The 16,071-nt window shown below is 64.9% G+C and carries 20 protein-coding genes; 13 read left to right on the top strand and 7 right to left on the bottom strand.

Going from position 1 to position 16,071, the window contains the following annotated elements; genetic code table 11:
• Positions 1–2: 2 nt before the first annotated feature.
• Complete coding sequence (locus tag AB0J47_RS33080) at positions 3–842, bottom strand: maleylpyruvate isomerase family mycothiol-dependent enzyme (protein WP_364355190.1); 840 nt, start codon at positions 840–842, stop codon at positions 3–5.
• The gene (locus AB0J47_RS33075; protein WP_364355187.1) at positions 839–1,297 is read right to left on the bottom strand and encodes an HIT family protein; all 459 of its coding nucleotides are present in this window, start codon (positions 1,295–1,297) and stop codon (positions 839–841) included. Before AB0J47_RS33075 ends, AB0J47_RS33080 begins: the two co-directional genes overlap by 4 nt.
• Positions 1,298–1,613: 316 nt before the next feature.
• On the opposite strand from AB0J47_RS33075, the gene AB0J47_RS33070 reads away from it, so the two are divergent.
• From AB0J47_RS33070 to AB0J47_RS33055, 4 genes are all read left to right on the top strand, one after another.
• Positions 1,614–2,765, top strand: coding sequence for a Re/Si-specific NAD(P)(+) transhydrogenase subunit alpha (locus AB0J47_RS33070; protein WP_364355184.1), 1,152 nt, complete (start codon positions 1,614–1,616; stop codon positions 2,763–2,765).
• Positions 2,765–3,103 (top strand): NAD(P) transhydrogenase subunit alpha, encoded by a 339-nt coding sequence (locus tag AB0J47_RS33065; RefSeq protein ID WP_364355181.1) that lies wholly within the window; start codon positions 2,765–2,767, stop codon positions 3,101–3,103. Before AB0J47_RS33070 ends, AB0J47_RS33065 begins: the two co-directional genes overlap by 1 nt.
• A complete protein-coding gene (locus tag AB0J47_RS33060; RefSeq protein ID WP_364355178.1) occupies positions 3,103–4,533 on the top strand; it encodes an NAD(P)(+) transhydrogenase (Re/Si-specific) subunit beta in 1,431 nt (476 codons plus the stop codon). Before AB0J47_RS33065 ends, AB0J47_RS33060 begins: the two co-directional genes overlap by 1 nt.
• 107 nt (positions 4,534–4,640) lie before the next feature.
• The gene (locus tag AB0J47_RS33055; RefSeq protein WP_364355348.1) at positions 4,641–4,799 is read left to right on the top strand and encodes a DUF397 domain-containing protein; all 159 of its coding nucleotides are present in this window, start codon (positions 4,641–4,643) and stop codon (positions 4,797–4,799) included.
• A 147-nt stretch (positions 4,800–4,946) separates the two neighbouring features.
• Here AB0J47_RS33055 and AB0J47_RS33050 read toward each other — a convergent pair whose 3' ends face one another.
• Positions 4,947–5,339 (bottom strand): thioesterase family protein, encoded by a 393-nt coding sequence (locus AB0J47_RS33050; RefSeq protein ID WP_364355345.1) that lies wholly within the window; start codon positions 5,337–5,339, stop codon positions 4,947–4,949.
• A gap of 26 nt (positions 5,340–5,365) precedes the next feature.
• A complete protein-coding gene (locus AB0J47_RS33045; protein WP_364355175.1) occupies positions 5,366–6,325 on the bottom strand; it encodes an AraC family transcriptional regulator in 960 nt (319 codons plus the stop codon).
• 80 nt (positions 6,326–6,405) lie between these two features.
• Between AB0J47_RS33045 and AB0J47_RS33040 the strand changes: the two genes are divergently transcribed.
• A complete protein-coding gene (locus AB0J47_RS33040; RefSeq protein WP_364355172.1) occupies positions 6,406–7,254 on the top strand; it encodes an NAD(P)H-binding protein in 849 nt (282 codons plus the stop codon).
• 141 nt (positions 7,255–7,395) lie between these two features.
• Positions 7,396–8,679, top strand: coding sequence for an MFS transporter (locus AB0J47_RS33035; RefSeq protein WP_364355169.1), 1,284 nt, complete (start codon positions 7,396–7,398; stop codon positions 8,677–8,679).
• On the opposite strand, the gene AB0J47_RS33030 is transcribed toward AB0J47_RS33035, so the two are convergent.
• The gene (locus AB0J47_RS33030; RefSeq protein ID WP_364355166.1) at positions 8,669–9,604 is read right to left on the bottom strand and encodes a TIGR03620 family F420-dependent LLM class oxidoreductase; all 936 of its coding nucleotides are present in this window, start codon (positions 9,602–9,604) and stop codon (positions 8,669–8,671) included. The two genes, AB0J47_RS33035 and AB0J47_RS33030, sit on opposite strands and share 11 nt — an antisense overlap.
• 86 nt (positions 9,605–9,690) lie before the next feature.
• Between AB0J47_RS33030 and AB0J47_RS33025 the strand changes: the two genes are divergently transcribed.
• The 4 genes from AB0J47_RS33025 (at position 9,691) to AB0J47_RS33010 (ending at position 11,024) form a co-directional block, all read left to right on the top strand.
• Entirely contained in the window at positions 9,691–10,230 is a 540-nt protein-coding gene (locus AB0J47_RS33025) for a TetR/AcrR family transcriptional regulator (protein WP_364355163.1), read from the top strand.
• Between the two features lie 18 nt (positions 10,231–10,248).
• Positions 10,249–10,485: a ribosomal protein L7/L12 gene (locus AB0J47_RS33020; RefSeq protein WP_364355160.1), complete on the top strand. Its 237-nt coding sequence runs from the start codon at positions 10,249–10,251 to the stop codon at positions 10,483–10,485.
• A 100-nt stretch (positions 10,486–10,585) separates the two neighbouring features.
• Complete coding sequence (locus AB0J47_RS33015; protein WP_364355157.1) at positions 10,586–10,807, top strand: type II toxin-antitoxin system HicB family antitoxin; 222 nt, start codon at positions 10,586–10,588, stop codon at positions 10,805–10,807.
• Positions 10,808–10,841: 34 nt separating this feature from the next.
• Positions 10,842–11,024: a type II toxin-antitoxin system HicA family toxin gene (locus tag AB0J47_RS33010; protein ID WP_364355154.1), complete on the top strand. Its 183-nt coding sequence runs from the start codon at positions 10,842–10,844 to the stop codon at positions 11,022–11,024.
• A gap of 42 nt (positions 11,025–11,066) precedes the next feature.
• On the opposite strand, the gene AB0J47_RS33005 is transcribed toward AB0J47_RS33010, so the two are convergent.
• Positions 11,067–11,579 (bottom strand): Lrp/AsnC family transcriptional regulator, encoded by a 513-nt coding sequence (locus tag AB0J47_RS33005; protein ID WP_364355151.1) that lies wholly within the window; start codon positions 11,577–11,579, stop codon positions 11,067–11,069.
• Positions 11,580–11,725: 146 nt separating this feature from the next.
• On the opposite strand from AB0J47_RS33005, the gene pdhA reads away from it, so the two are divergent.
• The 3 genes from pdhA to AB0J47_RS32990 are packed head-to-tail and all read left to right on the top strand — an operon-like array spanning position 11,726 to position 15,163.
• Positions 11,726–12,838 carry a pyruvate dehydrogenase (acetyl-transferring) E1 component subunit alpha gene (gene pdhA, locus AB0J47_RS33000; protein WP_364355148.1) on the top strand — a complete coding sequence of 371 codons (1,113 nt, stop codon included), beginning with the start codon at positions 11,726–11,728 and terminating at the stop codon, positions 12,836–12,838.
• Complete coding sequence (locus tag AB0J47_RS32995; protein WP_364355145.1) at positions 12,835–13,806, top strand: alpha-ketoacid dehydrogenase subunit beta; 972 nt, start codon at positions 12,835–12,837, stop codon at positions 13,804–13,806. The genes pdhA and AB0J47_RS32995 overlap by 4 nt, the downstream gene beginning before the upstream one ends.
• Before the next feature lie 19 nt (positions 13,807–13,825).
• A complete protein-coding gene (locus tag AB0J47_RS32990; protein WP_364355142.1) occupies positions 13,826–15,163 on the top strand; it encodes a dihydrolipoamide acetyltransferase family protein in 1,338 nt (445 codons plus the stop codon).
• Here AB0J47_RS32990 and AB0J47_RS32985 read toward each other — a convergent pair whose 3' ends face one another.
• A complete protein-coding gene (locus AB0J47_RS32985) occupies positions 15,164–15,847 on the bottom strand; it encodes a DUF899 family protein (protein WP_364355139.1) in 684 nt (227 codons plus the stop codon).
• Positions 15,848–16,071: the final 224 nt, after the last annotated feature.

Here is a 16,071-nt window from a genome sequence, read left to right as displayed (position 1 = left end):
GCTCAGATGGTGAAGGCCAGGCTGTGCACCAGTCGGTTGCCGAGTTCCGCATCGCCGGAGATGGTGAATTCGCCTTCATGCGCATCCGCGGTGGTGCGGCCGCCGCGCAGCCGGGCGAACAGGCCGGAACCCATTCGAACCACCACGGTGGCGGGCGCGTCCAGTTCCTCGACGATATTGGCGCGGCCGTCCACCGCGACGTGCAGCGTCTGTGGCAACGGGCCGGTGAGCTCGAAGGTGATGCGTGATCCGTCCGGCGCCTGCGCACCCTTCGCCACCGCCCGCCCGATTGTGGCGGTGAGTTCGCCGAAGGCCCGCTCGGCGCGCGGCCCGCCCTCGTCGACGGAAATGCCGAGCCCATCGGCGATATCGAGTTCGTGCATCCAGCAGTCGAACAGCCGCACCCGCATGAACCGTCCGTAGCTGACCTTGCCGATCGGCGAAACGGTTTCGGCCTGCCATTCCGTATCACCGAAAGACGCGAGCGCCTCGCGCCTGCGGTCGGTGACGTCGCGGTACAGCTCGAGCAGTCGCTTACCCGACAGTGGCCGCAGCCGGTCGACCCAGATCTCGTTGAGCACACCGGATTCGTTGCGCACATGCGGCAGTGTGGTCACATCGGTTTTGGGCCGGATCGGATCGTGCGCGGGCGGGCGCTCGCCGAGCAGCCAGGATTCGGTCCCGACGAGGTGTGCCACCACATCGAACAGCGACCAGCCCGGCAGCGGAGACGGTGTGCGCCAACGCTCTTCGTCGAGATCGGCGACCAGGGTCGCGATCGTCTCCCATTGCTCGGACAGCAGGCCGGTCAGCTGCGTCCGGTCCTGGGTCGGGTCGGTCATTCTTGCTCCTCGGCGCTGGTCTTGTCGTCGTGTGCCAATGCCGATATTCCGGCGCGGATGGCGGCCGCGGTGGACTCGGGATCGTGCGGGCGCCGCAGCAGCAGTCCGGCGGCGAAACTCAGTTTGTCGCCGTGCCGACGCGGTACCACGTGCAGGTGGACGTGTGGGACGGTCTGGAAGGCCGCGGTGCCGTCATTGAGGACGAGATTCGCACCGTCCGCGGCCAGTTCGCTACGCCTGATCGCCAGCGCCAGCCGGTGTCCGGCGCGGAAGAGGTGCGCGCCCAAGTCGGCGTCCAGATCCGTCAACTCGGATGCGTGTCGCTTCGGGATGACCAAGGTGTGGCCGCGCGCGATCGGGCGAATGTCCAGGAACGCGCACAGCGTGTCGTCCTCGTAGACCTTGGTCGCCGGGGCCTGTCCCGCCGCGATGCGGCAGAAGACACAGTCGTTCACACCGCCGACCCTACGGCTTACCACTCACCGGGAACATAGTCGGGCATGACGCACGTCACTATGGGAAGGTATTGCGCCGCACCGACCAGGATTCGAACCTTGGTGTTGGTCGCGAATCCGACATAACGGCGGAATCCGGCCGCAACTTGTGACTGCCATCTCAGCTACGCTCGCCGCTAGCGATTGCTTGCCAGGTCGCTCGAAAAGATCAGCGAGCCGGGTACAGTTGCGAGAATTTGGACGAACTTACTCCCAAGTAACATCGTCCTGCCGTGACCGGTTGCTTGAAGCTGAGCCAGAGAAGGAAGTCTGACAAGTGGAGACAACGCAGAGCGTAGGCGACCAGTCGCCGCGCGGAGCGCGTGTCGGAGTCGTTCGCGAATCGAACGCGGGCGAGCGACGCGTCGCACTCGTGCCCAAGATCATCCCGAGCCTGCTGAAGCAGGGCGTCGAGGTGGTGGTAGAAGCGGGCGCCGGGCTCGGCGCGCTCATTCCGGACGCGGCATATGTGGACGCGGGCGCGACCATCGGTGATCCGTGGTCGGCCGATGTGGTCGTGAAGGTCGCGCCGCCCAGTGACGCCGAGGTGGCCAAGCTGGCCAGCGGGCAGACCCTGATCGGCTTTCTCGCCCCGCGCAATGCCGAGAACCAGATTCCGGCGCTGAAGGCGGCCGGGGTACAGGCCTTCGCCGTGGAGGCGATTCCGCGTATTTCGCGAGCTCAGGTGATGGACGCCTTGTCGTCGCAGGCCAATGTTTCGGGGTACAAGGCCGTACTGCTGGCCGCGTCGGAGTCGACGCGGTTCTTCCCGATGCTGACCACCGCCGCGGGCACGGTGAAGCCCGCGACCGTGCTGGTGCTCGGTGTGGGTGTCGCGGGTCTGCAGGCTTTGGCGACGGCGAAGCGTCTGGGTGGACGGACCACCGGCTACGACGTGCGTCCCGAGGTCGCCGACCAGGTGCGTTCGGTGGGTGCGCAGTGGCTCGATCTCGGTATCGATGCCGCTGGTGAGGGTGGTTACGCCCGCGAACTCACCGATGAGGAGAAGGCCAAGCAGCAGCAGGCGTTGGAGGATGCGATCAAGGGCTTCGACGTGGTGATCACCACCGCGTTGGTGCCGGGTCGTCCCGCGCCGCGGTTGGTGACCGCCGCGGCGGTGGAGGGTATGAAGCCCGGCAGTGTGATCGTGGATCTGGCCGGCGAGACCGGCGGTAACTGCGAGCTGACCGAACCCGGTGAGACGGTGGTCAAGCACGAGGTGACCATCTGCTCGCCGTTGAACCTGCCCGCGACGATGCCCGAGCATGCCTCGGAGTTGTACTCGAAGAACATTGCGGCACTGTTGGAGCTGATGTTGGTCGACGGAAAACTGTCGCCCGATTTCGGTGATCAGGTGCTCGCCGATTCCTGTGTTACTCGTGAGCGAGGCTTGCCGAGCGAACCGACAAGCGGAAGCGTGGATGCCTGATGTACACCGAACTACTAGCCAATATCGCCATCCTGGTGCTGTCGGGGTTCGTCGGGTTCGCCGTCATCTCCAAGGTCCCCAATACCCTGCACACGCCACTCATGTCGGGTACCAACGCCATTCACGGCATCGTCGTGCTGGGTGCGCTGGTAACCCTCGGCAACGTTCAGGATCCCTCGATCCTGACCCAGATCATTCTTTTCGTCGCGGTCGTGTTCGGAACCTTGAACGTGATCGGTGGTTTCGTGGTCACCGACCGGATGCTGGGGATGTTCAAGGGTAAGAAGCCCGCAGCGGTGAAGGCTGCCGCAGCGGAGCGTTCAGAGGGAGCAGCGTGATGCATACCTTCGACAATGTGACCTATCTGGTCAACGGGCTCTACATCATCGCCTTCGGCATGTTCATCTACGGTCTGATGGGGTTGACCGGCCCGAAGACCGCGGTGCGCGGCAACCTGATCGCCGCGGCGGGCATGGTGATCGCCGTTGTGGCGACAATGATTTCGATTCGCCACACCTCGAACTGGATCCTGATCGTCGCCGGGCTCGTGGTCGGTGTGGCGCTGGGTGTGCCGCCTGCCAAGTTCACGAAGATGACCGCGATGCCGCAGTTGGTGGCCGCGTTCAATGGTGTCGGTGGTGGCACGGTGGCGTTGATCGCGTGGTCGGAATTCATCAATTCCCAGGGTTTTTCGCATTTCGATGAAGAACCCACCGTGCACATCGTGATCGGCTCGCTGTTCGCGGCGATCATCGGTTCGGTGTCGTTCTGGGGATCGCTGATCGCGTTCGGCAAACTGCAGGAAATCCTGCCCGGACGTCCGATCGGTCTGGGGAAGTTGCAGCAGCCGTTGAATCTGTTGCTGCTGTTGGGTGCGATCGCCGCCGCCGTGGTGATCGGTATCGGCGCCACGAATGATGGTGTGCCGCAGTACTGGATGATCGCGGTGCTCGTGCTCGCCGGTGTCCTCGGGCTGGCGGTGGTGCTGCCCATCGGCGGCGCGGATATGCCGGTCGTCATCTCGTTGTTGAACGCGCTCACCGGTCTCTCGGCCGCCGCGGCGGGTTTGGCGCTGAACAACACCGCGATGATCGTGGCGGGCATGATCGTCGGCGCGTCCGGAACCATCCTGACCAACCTGATGGCCAAGGCCATGAACCGCTCCATCCCCGCCATCGTCGCCGGTGGCTTCGGCGGCGGCGGAACCGCTCCCGGTGCCTCGGGTGGTGAGCAGAAGCAGGCCAAGGCCACCTCGGCCGCGGATGCCGCGATCCAGATGGCGTACGCCAACCAGGTCATCGTGGTCCCCGGCTACGGTATGGCCGTGGCCCAGGCCCAGCACGCGGTCAAGGAAATGGCCTCCTTGCTGGAAGCCAAGGGTGTCGAGGTCAAATACGCCATCCACCCCGTCGCCGGTCGCATGCCCGGCCACATGAACGTGCTGTTGGCCGAAGCCGAAGTCTCCTATGACGCACTCAAGGAAATGGACGACATCAACGGTGAATTCTCCCGCACCGATGTGGCTTTGGTGATCGGCGCCAACGACGTCACCAACCCCGCCGCCCGCGAGGACTCCTCGTCCCCGATCTACGGCATGCCCGTCTTGAACGTGGACCAGGCCAAGAGCGTGATCGTGCTCAAGCGATCCATGAACAGTGGTTTCGCCGGAATCGATAACCCGCTGTTCTACGCCGACCACACCAGCATGCTCTTCGGCGATGCCAAGAAGTCGGTCGGTGCGGTCACCGAAGAACTCAAGGCACTGTAAGTACGTAAGCACGAAAGCCCTCGGCACCTGCCGAGGGCTTTTTGTGTCTCCTGGCTCGAGTGTCGGCCTTGTAGTTCGCATTCTGAGCGTTCGTGCTCGCGCCCTTGATGTTCGACGGTTCCCGTTCCGAGTGGATTCTTGCGCGGGCAGCTATCGTCGGTGTTCGTGACTCCAAGGACGCCCAGGGGCTGGCGCTGGTGTTTACGCCAGGCGAGTGGGCAGCCTTTACCGCTGGTGTGAACGATGGCGAGTTCGATCGCTCGTAGACCAGTTAGGGGGTGTGCTCGAGCTGCTACGCCCCACCAGGAAAGCCCGTCTAGCTGCGAAGCGTAGGCGGGCTTCCCTATTCGAGCTGATTTGCAGTGGAAACAGTTGTCCCACAATATCTTCTGCGTTGAGAACATCCGTCGCGTTCAGTCAGTGACCAAAGCACTGGCAGCGGTGCGGATTACTTCCGGGATCTCTACCGGTTTGCGGGTTTCATTGTCCACGTACACGTGGACGAAGGTGCCGGTGGCGGCCAGTTCCAGGGCGTCGCCGGATTCGCGGAAGATGGCCAGGTCGTAGGTGATGCTGGAGCGGCCGAGGCGGGAGATGCGCAGGCCTACCTGGAGTTGGTCGGGGAAGCTCAGGGAGCCGTGGTACTGGCAGGAGGTTTGGGCGACCACGCCGAGGGCGGGCAGGTCGCGGATATCCGTGCCGGTGGCGTGCATGAGCCAGGCATTGACCGCGGTGTCGAAGTACGAGTAGTACGTCACGTTGTTCACGTGGCCGTAGTGGTCGTTATCGGCCCACCGGGTCGGCATCGGCCAGAGGACTGGATACTGCTGCGTCACCCGGCCGACGATAGCTCAGCCGGGGCGCTGCCCTGCCGGTGGTCGCGCGGACTCACACCGAAGTGGCGTTTGAACGCCGTGCTCAGTGCGAACGCGCTGCCATAGCCGACCTGGCGGGCAATGGATTCGATGGTGGCATCGGATTCCTGCAGCAGATCGGCGGCCAGCGCGAGACGCCATTCGGTGAGGAACGCCATCGGCGGCTCACCGACCAGATCGGTGAACCGGCGGGCCAGCGCGGCCCGCGAAACCCCGACCGCCTCCGCCAGACTGGCGACCGTCCAGCCGTGCGCCGGATTGTGCTGCAACAGCCGCAGCGCCTTGCCGACCAGCGGATCGCTGTAGGCGTGGTACCAGGCGGGCGCGTCATTGCGGGCGAACCAGGCGCGCAGGGCAGCGATCAGCACCATATCGAGCAGCCGGTCCAGGACCACACCCTGGGCGGGCTCGTCCTTGGTAGCCTCGTCGACCAGGATGTCGAGCAGTCGGGTGTCGAAATCGCCGCGCTGCAACACGATCACCGGCGGCAGGGCACGCAACAGCCGCTGACTCGCCGCGCCCGCTGACTCGTAGGTACCGGTCACCATCAGAGTGGCGCCGTTCGCATCGGTTCCCCACTGACGCACGCCGAGACTCAATGTCTCGCAAAGGATTTCACCGTCGGCAGTCTTGGTGACATTGCCCGGATCGATGAAGATCTGCGGTGCGGTGGCCGGATCGTCGGCGATCGTATACGGATCGGGTCCGCGGAAGATCGCGATATCGCCCGCGTTCACTTGCCGCGGCTTACTGCCCGCCGCATCGGTCATGATCCAGGCCGCGCCGCGGATCATCGATACCACCGTCAACGGCGCCCGGTCCTGAATGCGCAGCGACCACGGCGGATCGAGCAGTGAGCACATGACGAACGCACCTCGGGCGCGTGGACCTTCGAGCAGACTGGCGAGCGCATCCACCTCACAACAGTAGACGCTGACGCATGATCGCGAGTCGCTGAACTATGTTTCGTCGTGGGCCGCGCCGATGTACTGGAAGCATGACAAATAGCACCTCGCACCAGCGCCTCGTCCTCGTCACCGGCGGTACGGGCAAGACCGGCAGCCGTGTCGCGACTCGGCTCCGGCAGGCCGGTCATCCGGTCCGGATCGGTTCCCGCGCGGCCGAGATTCCCTTCGATTGGGCCGACCGCAGCACCTGGACGCCGGCGCTGTTCGGCGTTGACGCGGTGTACATCGCTTTCCAGCCGGATCTGGCGGTGCCGGGTGCCCCCGAGACCATCCGAGCGTTTACCAATGCGGCCAAGGCCAACGGTGTGCGCAAACTTGTGCTGCTGTCCGGTCGCGGCGAACCGGAGGCCGTGGCGTGTGAGCAGATCGTGCAGGGCTCGGGTCTGGATTGGACCATCGTGCGCTGCAGCTTCTTCGCCCAGAACTTCAGCGAAGGCGCATTCCTGGAGTATGTGCTCGCGGGCGAGGTGGCGCTGCCCAACGGCGATGTGCCGGAACCGTTCGTGCACGCCGACGATATCGCCGATGTCGCGGTCGCCGCGTTGACCGAGGACGGGCACAGTGGCGAACTCTACGAACTGACCGGGCCGAGGCCGTTGACCTTCGCCGAGGCCGTCGCGGAAATCGCCTCGGCGACCGGACGCGACGTCGCGTTCATTCCGATCTCCCGCACGGATTTCGTTGCGGCACTGACCGAGTACCAGGTTCCCGCGGACGTCGTCAGCCTGCTCGACTACTTGTTCGGCACCGTTCTGGACGGGAGGAACGCCAAGACCGCGGACGGGGTCCAGCGTGCTCTGGGCCGGGAACCGAAAGATTTCCGCGATTACGCCGACGAGACGGCCGCCACCGGAATTTGGAACATCTCGACCGAGTAGGTCGTTGTTAAGACGTAGGACCACCGCGCGGACGCCGATCTCAACGGCGAGATCCGCGGAGCCGGACCATCGGCCGATGATGTCCAGGACCGGCTCCCCGCGCGGCCACGCGGTCGTCCTCGACGCGGTACCGTCGAATTGGTGGCGACCACGACGACCGATCCGCAGACCCGGATAGCACGCGCCGCGGTATTCGTGGTGTTCGCGTTGAACGGTTTCCTGCTGGCCATGTGGGTGGTGCACATCCCGGCCATTACCGACCGCACCGGTATCGCGCATTCCACGCTCGGCATGTTCATCCTCGTGCTGGCCGGTGCTGGCATTGTCGGCATGCGCATCGCGGGCCCGCTCGCCGACCGACTCGGCAGCCGGACCGTGGTCGCGGCAGCCGCGGCGATCACATCGATATCTGTGCTCGGCCCCGGACTCGCGACCGGCCCGGTCAGCTTGGCGATCGCATTGGCCTGCTTCGGTTTCGGCAATGGCGCGCTCGATGTTTCGATGAATACCCAAGCGGTGCATGTCGAGCGGGCTTATGAGCGACCGATCATGTCGGCGTTCCACGCATTGTTCTCCGGTGGCGGATTCCTCGGCTCGCTACTGGGTGCGGCCGCTCAGGGCGCTGGATGGGATGTGCGCCTCAGCTTGTCGCTTGCCGCTGTGGCAGGGTTGGCGATTACCGCCGTTCTGGTGCCTCGTCTGCTACCGGACACCGGAGCTTCGGCGCGAGAAGCGAATTCGGACATATCCCGCGAGAACGGACCGCACGACCGCATTCCGGAAAGCGCGGACAACCTTCCACAGAACCCGCGCGTTGACGCAATCGCATCGTACGATGCCGCGACAGCGCGGTCGGCGACCACACCGAATCGCTCCCGAAAAGTCTTGGCGCTGGCCGCAATCGCCTTCGCACTGCTGCTCACCGAGGGTGTCGCCGCGGACTGGAGTGCCCTGCAGATTCGCGACCATCTCGATGTCGACGATGCCACCGCCGCACTGGCATTCGGCGCATTCTCCTGCACCATGACCGCGGGCCGACTCGCGGCCGACCGTGTTGCGGGCGCCTTCGGCCGCGTCGCCGTCGTCCGCTACGGCACCTTGATCGCCGCATTCGGATTGGTCCTGATCATGGCTTCGGGTTGGGTGCCACTGACGCTGCTCGGCTGGGCGATGTGCGGTCTCGGCCTCTCCGGCGGCATACCGCAAATCTTCACCGCCGCAGGCAATCTCGGCTCGGCCACGGCGGCTACCGATATGTCGCGGGTGTTCAGCCTCGGTTACCTCGGCCTGCTCGCCGGTCCCTCGATCATCGGCTGGCTGACCGCGCTGGTCCCACTCACCACCGCACTGTTCGTCCCCCTCATCGCCGTCCTGCTCTGCTGTCGATACGCGGGTGCGGTTGCCCCACAAAAGGTCACCGGATAGCGGCAGGCGCGAATGACGAATCCCGGGCGAGCGCGGCAAGCTCACGCCATTGCGGCAGCGGCAGCGCAGTCGGATCAGCGGTGAGTACCTGAAGACACACGTGATCGGCCCCGGCATCCAAATGCTGCCGAACGCGCTCGCCGATCATCTCGATATCCCCGTATGCCACCACCGAATCCACCAGCCGTGAACTCGGACCACCCGCGATATCTTCGTCATTGAAACCGAAGCGACGCACATTGGCCACCTGATGCGGTGCGGATTCGAGATAGCCCCCGATATGCGCCATGGCCACCTCGCGGGCGCGCGCCCGATCGGCATCGAGGACGACGACCTGCTCGACACCGAGAAATGCCTCCGGCCCCATGATCCGCCGTGCCTCGGCGGTGTGCTCGACCGGCGTGTGATAGGGATGCGCACCCCAGGTCCGCTCGGCGGCCAATGCCAACATTTTGGGTCCGAGTGCGGCGAGTACCCGACGTGGCGCCGGGTCCGGCTGCGGCCCGTACTGCGGAACAGCATCCATCGCATCGAGATAGCCGCGCATCAGCGCCAGCGGCTTGCCGCCGGACGGAATCGTGTAGCCCCCGGCCTCGACGGGCCGACCCCCGACCCGATGACCGCCGAGTCCGAGCAGATAGCGACCCGGGAACGCCTCGCCGAGCGCGCGCTCGGCGGTGGCCATCGCCATCGGATCACGCAGTGCCGCATTGGCAATGCCCGCGGCGACCACCAGCCGCTCGGTCGCCTCGAGCAGTAGCCACGCCTGCCCGACCGTGTCGCGACCGAATCCTTCGCCGAACCATAATGCGCCGTAACCCAATTCCTCGAGGTCGGCGGCGGCCTCGCGCACCCGCTCGACCGGTTGTCCGTCGAATGCGAAGGTCCAGATGCCGACGCCGCCGAGTTCGTGCTTCACCATCATCGCGCTCCCAACACTGAACCGGAGAGGTTCTCCGATTCCTTGGCGGTACGATAGCGGAGAACTTCTCCGGTTAACAAGGGATGTGCATGCGGGTCGATGCTCAGCGGAACTATGAACGCGTACTCGAGGCGGCGACAGCTGCCTTCGCCGAGGAGGGGCCGGAGGCCTCACTCAATGAGATCGCCCGCCGCGCGGGCGTCGGCGCGGGCACCCTCTACCGGCACTTCCCCAACCGACAAGCACTGCAGGCCGCCGTGCTGAGCGAGCGGATCGAAACGCTCTGCGCTCGAGCCGAAGAGCTGCGGGCGGGGGAGCCGAGCACGGCACTCATCGAGTGGCTGTGCGCCCTACTCGTGCACGCCCGTACCGACCACGGCTTGGGCGGCGCCGTCCTGGCTGGACCGATCGACCTGGGTTTCGATTGTCAGCTGGCCATTCGCCAGGCGGGTGCCACTCTGCTCACCAGGGCGCAACAGGATGGCGGCATCCGCGCGGAGGTGGGCATCGACGATGTGATCCAACTGGTCGCGGGCATAGCCCTTGCGGCACGGCACGGCACCGATCCGGAGCAACCGGACCGCCTGCTGCGGCTTGTCACGGATGCCCTGCGTAGTCCAACCGGATAGCGTCGGTAAGTTCGAAAGATGTTCGACAACAACAGGCTCGAGCGCCGGATCGATCAGCTCGAACGAAAGCTCGACATGATCATCAAGCACCTCGGTCTCCCCAGCCAGGACCCGGCGATGCCCTATGACGAAATCGACGAACTCATACGGCAGGGCAAGAAAATCCACGCCATCAAGCTCTATCGCACGCTGACGGGCCGCGGCCTGCGGGAGGCCAAAGACGCGATCGAGGAACGCGAGCGACACTTGCGCTGACGAAAGCATATTAGTCTCGTCGGCAACGGCTCCGAACGGCCCCACGCTGGTCGCCGATCGAACCGGCCGCGGGCCGAAGACATTGTGGGACCCTGTCTCCATGGCTGATCAGCGAGTATTGACGGCTGCGGTGCACCAGGAAGAAGACTGGTACGTCGCGCAGTGCCTCGAGGTCGATGTAGCCAGTCAGGGACAGACGATCGAGGAGGCTCTGACCAATCTCCGCGAAGCGGTCGCCCTCTATCTGGCCGAGGCGCCCGAGCCCCAACTAACTGCGACTCCATTAGTGACTTCGTTCCGGATTTCCGGCACGGCGGCGTGAGCCCGGCGCTGTCGGACCTTCCGGTGCGGAAGGATTGCGCGTCTCGGAATCGGTCGGGTTCGAACACGTCCGTACGGCAGGTAGTCATGCTGTCTATCGGCGCGAAGATGGCAGGACCGCGGTCGTGCCGCTGCATGGCACGGTCAAGCGCGGCACGCTCGCCGCGATCCTCCGGCAGGCCGGAATGACAGCCACCGAATTCCTCAACCTGCTGTAAGTCCTTCGCCGTGGTGGGGAACTCGCCGACCACTCCGCCAGTTCACGGCCGTGACGAGCGGTCGGCGGACCTGGCCAGTCGATCCAGCAGCGGAGCCGTGCGCGGCCCGACGAATTGCTGCATCACCAATGCCATATTGGTGCGTTCCACACCGGGAATCTTCAATATCTGCCCGGCGATCCGGTACAGATCGTCCGCGTCTTGCGCCACCACCCGCACGGTGAGATCGGTCAGCCCGGTCATGCCGCACACTTCGGTCACCTCCGGCACCCGGGCGAGTTCGGCGACCACCGAATCCAATCGATGCTGATCGACGACGACGGCGACAAAAGCCGCCAGCGGGTAGCCCAGCGCCTGCGGTTGCACCCGACGTTCGAAGCCGGCGAGCACACCGCTTGCCTCCCAGCGCGACAACCGCGCCTGCACAGTGTTGCGGGACAACCCGAGCCGGGTCGCCAGCTCGACGCCGGTCGCGCGTGGGTTGGCGACCAGCTCGAGCAATAGCCGCGCGTCGGTGGCGTCCAGGGTCGCGTCGGCGGGTTCTCTGCTGGTCATGCAACGCAGTATGACATCAGTTCGCCGGTCATATTTGGGCATTCTGCTTACTCGCGTGTCGATCACTTGCGCACTTCGCATACTAGTGGATGCTATGTGATATAGGGCACACAAGCCCTGCGCTCGTGGTCAGGAGGCGATCCCGAATGACGAATAGAACCGAATATCCGGTTCAGTTGGTGCAACCCGACGGCCGCCGTGTATTCGACCGAGAACACGCCGCTCTGGTCGCCGACATCGGGCCCACGCAGCTGCGCGCGATGTACACCGACCTGGTCGTGACCCGCCGGATCGACACCGAGGCAACCGCTCTGCAACGCCAGGGCCAGCTCGGACTGTGGGCGCCGATGATCGGGCAGGAGGCCGCCCAAGTCGGCTCGGCCTACGCACTGCGCCCCGACGACTACGTCTTCTGCAGCTACCGCGAGCACGCCGTCGCCTACTGCCGAGGCGTCCATCCCACCGAACTCACTCGGATGTGGCGCGGTGTCGCGCACTCCTGCTGGGATCCCGACGCGGTCAATATGACCAACCCGAATATCATCGTCGGCTCGCAAGGTCTGCACGCGACCGGTTACGCCTACGCCGCCCACCTCGACGGCGCGGAGATCGCGACCATCGCCTACTTCGGTGACGGCGCCTCGAGTCAGGGCGATCTCGCCGAGGCATTGGGCTTTGCCGCGACCTGGGGCGCGCCGGTCGTATTCTTCTGCCAGAACAACCACTGGGCGATCAGTTCCCCCGTCCGGATCCAGAGTGCGACCCCGATCGCGCGGCGCGGCTACGGATACGGAATTCCCGGACTTCAGGTCGACGGCAACGATGTGCTCGCCGTCCTCGCGGTCACCAGGCAGGCCACCGCCCGCGCCCGCACCGGCGGCGGACCGTCGTTCATCGAGGCGCTCACCTATCGGATGGGCCCACATACCACCGCCGACGATCCGACGCGCTACCGCTCCGCCGCCGAGACCGAGGAGTGGGCGCGCCGCGATCCGATCGCACGGCTACGCAAACTGCTGGAACGAGAGTCACTGTGGGACACCGCATTCGAGCGTCACGTCGATGCGCGCGCCGCCGAAGTCGCGCAACAGGTGCGCAGCGCGACCATCGACATGCCGGATCCGGCACCGACACAACTGTTCGATCACGTCTATGCCACCCCGCATCCGCTGATCACCCAGGAGCGGAGCGAATACGCGGAGTATCTGGCCGGCGACCCCGGCGAGACCACCGCGCGACGGGAAGGAGTCCCCAGATGATCACGACCTTCGCCGCAGCGCTCAATGCCGGGCTGCGGCGGGCCATGGACGACGATCCGAAAGTCGTACTGATGGGCGAGGATATCGGTCGCCTGGGCGGCGTATTCCGGGTAACCGATACCCTGCAAAAGGATTTCGGAAACAACCGCGTCATCGATACTCCGTTGGCCGAATCCGGCATTGTCGGAACGGCATTCGGCATGGCGCTGCGCGGTTATCGGCCGGTCTGCGAGATTCAATTCGACGGCTTCGTCTATCCGGCCTTCGACCAGATCGTCTCGCATGTCGCCAAGATCCACTACCGGACGCAGGGAAAGGTGATCGCGCCCATTACGATTCGCATTCCGTTCGGCGGCGGAATCGGTTCGGTGGAGCACCACTCGGAATCACCGGAGGCGTATTTCGCCCATACCGCGGGACTGCGCGTCGTGACGCCGAGCAATCCCGCTGACGCGTATTTCATGATCCGTCAGGCGATCGCGCTCGATGATCCGGTGATCTTCTTCGAACCCAAGCGGCGCTACTGGGATAAGGCCGAGGTCGATTTCGACGCCGAGGCGATGCCCCTGGACCGTGCCCGCGTCTGCGTCAGCGGTACCGATGCCACCGTTGTCGCCTACGGCGGCACCGTGGCGTCGGCCATCACCGCCGCGAAAATTTCCGCCGAGGAAGGGCATTCGCTCGAGGTGATCGATCTGCGCAGTTTGTCGCCGATCGATTTCGACACCATCGAGGCCTCGGTGGCCAAGACCGGCAGGCTGATCGTGACGCACGAAGCGCCGGTTTTCGGCGGCCTCGGCGCCGAGATCGCCGCGCGGATCACCGAACGCTGTTTCTACTACCTGGAGGCGCCGGTGCTGCGCGTCGGTGGCTTCGATATCCCATACCCCCCGGCTAAGCTCGAAAAGCACCACCTGCCCGATCCGGACCGCATCCTCGCGGCGGTCGATCGCTCACTCGCCGCCTGACTCACTGAGAGGTGCCCTAGTGGAAGATCGTGCCCCCGAGGAAGATCAGGGCAATATCCTGGAATTCCGGCTACCCGATCTCGGCGAGGGACTGGCCGATGCGGAGTTGGTGTCGTGGTCGGTGGGTGTTGGCGACACCGTGCAGCTGAATCAGACGATCGCCGATGTGGAGACGGCCAAGGCAGTGGTATCGCTGCCGTCGCCGTTCTCGGGCACGGTGATCGAATTGCTCGCTCAGCCCGGCGAGACGGTCGCGGTGGGGGCGCCGCTGATCCGGGTGCGCAATGATCTGGCGGTCGCACCGGAGGGTGCGAACGGTCGGACTGCGGTGCTGGTCGGATACGGGCCCGAAGGCGAGACGGTTTCCCGGCGGCGTAGCAGGCCAACGGAACCGACTCCGCAGAGTTCGATGACTGTCGAGTCGGGAATGAGTCGGGCCGCGGCGACCCCTGGGGCGCGCAAACTGGCCAAGGAACTCGGCATCGACCTCTGGTACGTCGCGGGTTCGGGCCCCGACGGTGCGGTGACGGTCGAGGATGTGCGCGGTGCGGTCCCGGTATCGCAACCGCGCTCCGTGCCGACCCACACCGATGGCCCGACCACATCACTGACGCCATCGGTCACCGATCCGAATGCGGGCGTCCCCCGCCCCGCATCCCGCGAGGAACGCACGCCGATCAGTGGTATCCGCAAACGCACCGCGGCCGCTATGGTCGCGAGCGCGCGCACCATCCCGCAGGCCAGCACCTTCGTCACCATCGACTTCACCGCATCGATGGAACTGCTCGATCACCTGCGCACCACCAAATCCTTCGAGGGGCTGACGCTGACACCGCTGGCCCTGGTCGCCAAATCCGCACTAGCCGCGCTAGCGGAGTATCCCGGCATCAACGCATTGTGGGACGAGGCGAATCAGGAGATCGTCACGAAGCACTATGTGAATCTCGGCATCGCGGTCGCTACCGAGCGCGGCCTGCTGGTGCCCAATCTCAAGGAAGCTCAGGCATTGAGCCTGCGCGACCTGTGCCGGGAAATCAGCTGGCTCGCCGAAACGGCGCGTTCGGGCGGTGCCACCCCGACCGACCTGCGCGGTGGCACCTTCACCATCACCAATGTCGGCGTCTTCGGTGTCGATGCCGGTGTTCCGCTGGTCAATCCGGGCGAGGCCGCGATCCTGTGCCTGGGCTCGATTCGCAAGCGCCCATGGGTATTTCGCGACGAACTCGCCATCCGCTGGGTCACCACCATCGGCATCAGCTTCGATCACCGGATGATCGACGGTGAATTGGCATCGCGCTTCCTGGCGACTGTCGCCGGATTGCTCGAGGATCCGCTCACGCTATTGAGCCGGATGTAATCACGCCCCCGGGTCGCCGTAGTGGGCGGCGATGTCTTCGGAGCTGCTCCATCGGCTGTAGGTCGGCGACTGTGGCCACCCCTGGGGCGAGTCCTGCCACTGCTCCTGCCGTCCGTAGGGCAACACGTCGATCAGCGCGAAGCTGTGACTGAGCTGCTCGGTGCCACGGCCATTGGTGTGCCAGGTGCGATAGACCTTGTCGCCGTCGCGCAGGAATACATTGACCGCGAATCCGCCGCCGGGCGGTGCGCCGACGTCGCTGCCGAACGAGCTATTCGCCGTGGAATACCAGGCCATTTTGTTCCCGACCCGCCGCTTGTATTCGAGCGCCTCGTCGATCGGGCCCTGGGTGACGATGACGAACCGGGCATCGTAATTGTCCAGGAACTCCAACCGAGTGAACTGTGAGGTGAACCCGGTGCAACCACCGCACTGCCACTTCTCGCCCGGGAACCACATGTGGTTGTAGACGATCAGCTGTGGCTTACCGTCGAAGATCTCCGCCAGCCGGACCGGTCCCTGCTCGCCCACTAGGGTGTATTCAGGCATTTCGACCATCGGTAGGCGGCGCCGCTGGGCGGCGATGGCATCGAGTTCTCGGGTCGCTGCCTTCTCCCGGACGCGCAGCTCATCGAGTTGGTGCTGCCAGGTGTCGGCATCGACGACGGGCGGGAGGGCGTTCATGACTGCGCCTCGCTGTTGTTCGGTTCAGTCATGATCGCCCGAGGCGCTGTATTGATTCTGCGCTCGCTCATGTGGTCCTCCCTGATCGTTTCGGGTTTGCAGATATAGACGCGGCCCGGTCACCGAACTCATCGGGTCGCCAGAAAAATCCCTGAACTCGCCGAGATGGAGCCGTTACTACCCCTTGGCGCCATTTTCGGAACATACTGGTATATCCGCTGGTC

The sequence above is a fragment of the Nocardia sp. NPDC049737 genome, from assembly GCF_040674755.1.
Lineage (GTDB): Bacteria > Actinomycetota > Actinomycetes > Mycobacteriales > Mycobacteriaceae > Nocardia.
This window is presented reverse-complemented; position numbering and strand designations above follow the sequence as displayed.

Excerpts from the sequence above, each read along its gene's own strand:
- AB0J47_RS33080 (WP_364355190.1), bottom strand. The coding sequence starts at position 842 with ATGACCGACCCGACCCAGGACCGGACGCAGCTGACCGGCCTGCTGTCC.
- AB0J47_RS33065 (WP_364355181.1), top strand. The coding sequence starts at position 2,765 with ATGTACACCGAACTACTAGCCAATATCGCCATCCTGGTGCTGTCGGGG.
- AB0J47_RS33060 (WP_364355178.1), top strand. The coding sequence starts at position 3,103 with ATGCATACCTTCGACAATGTGACCTATCTGGTCAACGGGCTCTACATC.
- AB0J47_RS33055 (WP_364355348.1), top strand. The coding sequence starts at position 4,641 with ATGTTCGACGGTTCCCGTTCCGAGTGGATTCTTGCGCGGGCAGCTATC.
- AB0J47_RS33050 (WP_364355345.1), bottom strand. The coding sequence starts at position 5,339 with ATGCCGACCCGGTGGGCCGATAACGACCACTACGGCCACGTGAACAAC.
- AB0J47_RS33040 (WP_364355172.1), top strand. The coding sequence starts at position 6,406 with ATGACAAATAGCACCTCGCACCAGCGCCTCGTCCTCGTCACCGGCGGT.
- AB0J47_RS33030 (WP_364355166.1), bottom strand. The coding sequence starts at position 9,604 with ATGATGGTGAAGCACGAACTCGGCGGCGTCGGCATCTGGACCTTCGCA.
- AB0J47_RS33025 (WP_364355163.1), top strand. The coding sequence starts at position 9,691 with ATGCGGGTCGATGCTCAGCGGAACTATGAACGCGTACTCGAGGCGGCG.
- AB0J47_RS33020 (WP_364355160.1), top strand. The coding sequence starts at position 10,249 with ATGTTCGACAACAACAGGCTCGAGCGCCGGATCGATCAGCTCGAACGA.
- AB0J47_RS33015 (WP_364355157.1), top strand. The coding sequence starts at position 10,586 with ATGGCTGATCAGCGAGTATTGACGGCTGCGGTGCACCAGGAAGAAGAC.
- AB0J47_RS33005 (WP_364355151.1), bottom strand. The coding sequence starts at position 11,579 with ATGACCAGCAGAGAACCCGCCGACGCGACCCTGGACGCCACCGACGCG.
- pdhA (WP_364355148.1), top strand. The coding sequence starts at position 11,726 with ATGACGAATAGAACCGAATATCCGGTTCAGTTGGTGCAACCCGACGGC.
- AB0J47_RS32995 (WP_364355145.1), top strand. The coding sequence starts at position 12,835 with ATGATCACGACCTTCGCCGCAGCGCTCAATGCCGGGCTGCGGCGGGCC.
- AB0J47_RS32985 (WP_364355139.1), bottom strand. The coding sequence starts at position 15,847 with ATGAACGCCCTCCCGCCCGTCGTCGATGCCGACACCTGGCAGCACCAA.